Raw genomic sequence first — 3,537 nt, 5'->3', positions numbered from 1 at the left:
GATCTTCCTTTCTATGTCAAAAACTAATGCTTAACATGATTTTAGCATTTCTCTTTTGGCGTCGTTCTCGAATTTCCATCTATTTAATTTGGGGTAGTCAGTTTTTGAATTTATTTAATCTTGGGTAAATTATACGCCACCGCCCCGAGTCCCGTTTCCCGAGTCCCGAAGGATTCAAAATTTCGAAGAGAGCCGAAAAATCAAAACCGCAAAGGGCTCAGCCCAAAGTAAAAGCCCCGTAGGACGGATTGTCCTGCGGGGCATCTATATAAACAGCGGGCCCGCTGGTACTCAGCATTCTGCGGAGGCCAGGTCTTCGTTTTCTTCTTCCATTTCTTTTTTCGGAATGGTATTCACGATGGAGGAAATGGTTGCCATAATCATAAGGAAATTGAAGAGTAAAGCTGCCATGGCTGCGAGGCGGATGGATACGTTATCGGTCCTTCCGAGGAAGAATCCTGCAAAAGCGCTGAGGTCCATTCCGGAGAGGGCAGTGAAAATGGAGGCGGAAACTGCAACTCCGAAAGCAGCTCCCAGGGAGGAGGCCATTTTATAGAGGCCTGCGGCACTTCCTGCCTGGTCGGAGGGAACATTGGAAAGGGCTGCGTCGGCAGAGGGGGTGGCATAGAAGCCAAGTCCGATACCGAAGAGGGTAAATCCGATGAAAGCTGCAATCATGTACTGCCAGGTGTAAAGGAAGCTGGTGGAGAGAAGGATCATTCCTCCAGAGGTAATGAGACAGCCGAGAATCATGGGACGTCTGGCTCCCCAGTGCCGGAGGAGTTTTTCTCCTACCCGGATGGTTCCTAAAACGGCTGCGAGATATCCGAGGGTGACCAGTCCGGCAGAGAAGGGGCTTATGCCTGCTCCCAGCTGGAGGAGGGAAAGGGTAACCATAATGGTTCCGGCAGAGCCGTTCAGGAGGAAATTGGAAAGGGTGGCGCCGGCATAGGTTTTATTTCTGAAAAGCCGGAAATCGATGAAAGCCTCCGGATTTCCCATTTCCGCTTTGAAGAAAAGGATGGAACCTACGAAAGTGGTAAGAATCAGGGCGATGATAACGGGATGACCCCAGCCCATTTTTGCTCCCTGACCGATCACGATATTGAGGGCTACGGTGGAAATCATGAAGGTCGCAAGACCATACCAGTCAAAGGGGGCGGGATTTTTCTTTTCCACACGGCTTTCAGGGGTACCGTAAATGAGGGCAAAGCTTACGATGGATACGAGGACGGAGGCAAGGAAGATATATCTCCAGCCAAATGTGCTGGCTACGAATCCTCCGAAGAGGGCGCAGAGTCCGCTTCCGCCCCAGGAGCCCATGGAAATATAGGAAAGGGCCCGCTGCCTTGCCGCGCCTTCATAGTAATTTTTCACGAGGGCCAGGGTGGATGGCATGATGCAGGCTGCCGAAAGGCCCTGGATGATTCGTCCTGCCATAAGAAATACGGTGGTTCCGGGCGGGGTAAGAGCGATCAGAAGGGATCCGGCAGCGGAAAGGATAATGCCGGAGAGGGTCATTTTCACCCGTCCGATTTTATCCCCCAGCCCGCCCAGAACGACAATGAAAAGTCCGGAGAAGAGAGCGGTAATGCTGATGGCCATATTGCTCCAGCTTTCTTCGATGCCAAGATCACTTCGCATGGAAGGCATCACATTCAAGGTAGTCTGGGCAAAGAGCCAGAAGGTGAGAATGGCCAGGACGCTGCCGAAGAGGAGTCTGTCATTTCCTTTGTAAGTTTCTTTTCTCATGGTATTCACGCTTTCTATTTCTGACGGAGCCAGTTATTGGCTGCAATGATCATGGTTTCAATGCCTACGGCCAGAGTCGGGAGGAGGGATGGCGCCCAGTGGGGAGAATGGGGTCCCGGAAGGCTTCCGGTGGTGCCGTTTTTCAGGGCTTCTTCGTAAATTTCTTTTTTCGTGCCCCCTACGAACCAGTACACATAGGGCACATTCCAGGCCCTGCCGAAGCGGGAGAAATCTTCGCTGGCCCCGATGGGAGAGGCTTTGAGGGTCTTATTTCCAAAATATTTCCGGAAGGAAATTTCAATGAGTTCTGCCGCTTTCTCATCATTCACGGTGAGGGGGAAGCTGTTGATTTCCCTGATTTCCGGCAAAATCGCCGCTCCCGAAGCCAGGGCTTCCGCTTCACAGATCCGGCGAATGCTTTCCAGCACTTTTTCCCGGACCTTTTCATCGGTGGTGCGGACATTCAGTTTGAGTTTCGCTTCATGGGGAATGATATTTTCCGCTTTTCCCGCCTGAATGGAACCGACCGTAATCACCACCTGATCGGTGGGCGCAATTTCCCGGGAAGCAATGGTCTGGAGCCGGAGAACTGCCGAAGATGCCATAATGACGGGATCGATGGCATTCTGGGGCATGCCTCCGTGGCCGCCTTTTCCGAAGAAAGTCACTTCCAGACTGTCTCCGGCCGTCAGGATCTGACCGCCTTTGATGGCAACGGTTCCCGCACAGTACTGCATGAGATGCTGGCCCAGAATGATTTCCGGTTTCGGGATGATTTCGGAAAGGCCCCCTTCCAGCATAGCTTTCGAACCTTCCGCCGTTTCTTCACCGGGCTGGAAAATCCCCACCACTGTCCCCTGCCAGTCTTCCTTCGTTTCCGAAAGAATGGAAAGAGTCCCAAGGAGCCAGGTCATGTGCATATCATGACCGCACATGTGGGAAACAGGCACCATTTCGCCCATCCGGTTCAAAGTGGTCCACTGGCTCCGGTAAGGAAGGCCCGTTTCCTCTTTCATGGGAAGGGCATCCATATCACAGCGCATCATCACGACGGGGCCATTTCCATTCCGAAGAATCGCAGCCACTCCGGTGCCCCCGATTCTTTCATGCACTTCCAGCCCCATTTCTCTGAGCTTTTTGGAAATATAACGGGCCGTCTCCACTTCCTGCATGGAAAGCTCCGGATGGGAGTGGAGGTACATATAGGTTTCCTTCAGGGTTGGAAGCAGGCTGCGGATCTTGTTTTCAACTCTTGTCATCATTTTCTTTACTCCTTTTGTTTCGCAATTTATTTGAAATTTATTTAGTAACTTTTGCTTTAATTGAATTATACCATGTGGAAATAAAATTGCAATAGTATTTTTGACTATTAGTCAATTTTATTTCAAAAAATTTCTTCACTTGGGAAAAGAATATCGGTTTTATCGGAATTTTCTAGGTTATATGCTGGTGGCTATCCGTTTGTGAAAATTCTGTAAAGAATGGACAGAAGGAAATCAGAAATATTTTCTCTGCTATTTTCGCAAGTTTTAAATCATTTTATATACCTGCAGTGTCAATAGTCCCGCTTACCTTTCGCCAGTCAGCCTCATTTTCGACTTGAAACGATCGATGAACCCACCCGCCTCCGCTTCGCTCCGGCACCCTCCCGGCACTCGGGAGGGTGGGGCCCTGCAGCATGCTTTGCGTTTTCCTCATATGTGCCTTGCACCGGTAGTGCAGAAAATATAAAAAGGCGCGGCTTCATGAGTTGTGCCGCGCCACCGCCCCGAGTCCCGAGTCCCG

The 3,537-nt window shown here is 50.7% G+C and carries 2 protein-coding genes; both read right to left on the bottom strand.

Annotated elements, in window-relative coordinates; genetic code table 11:
- Positions 1-291 precede the first annotated feature (291 nt).
- A complete protein-coding gene (locus VZT47_RS09740; protein ID WP_330224771.1) occupies positions 292-1,752 on the bottom strand; it encodes an MFS transporter in 1,461 nt (486 codons plus the stop codon).
- Positions 1,753-1,766: 14 nt separating this feature from the next.
- Entirely contained in the window at positions 1,767-3,014 is a 1,248-nt protein-coding gene (locus tag VZT47_RS09735; protein WP_330224770.1) for an amidohydrolase, read from the bottom strand.
- Between the last annotated feature and the right edge of the window lie 523 nt (positions 3,015-3,537).

Origin of the sequence: Dialister sp. (assembly GCF_036343215.1) — a bacterium.
In the GTDB taxonomy this organism is placed as follows: domain Bacteria; phylum Bacillota; class Negativicutes; order Veillonellales; family Dialisteraceae; genus Dialister.
The sequence above is the reverse complement of the archived record's forward strand: the minus strand, read 5'-3'. Positions and strand labels throughout refer to the sequence as shown.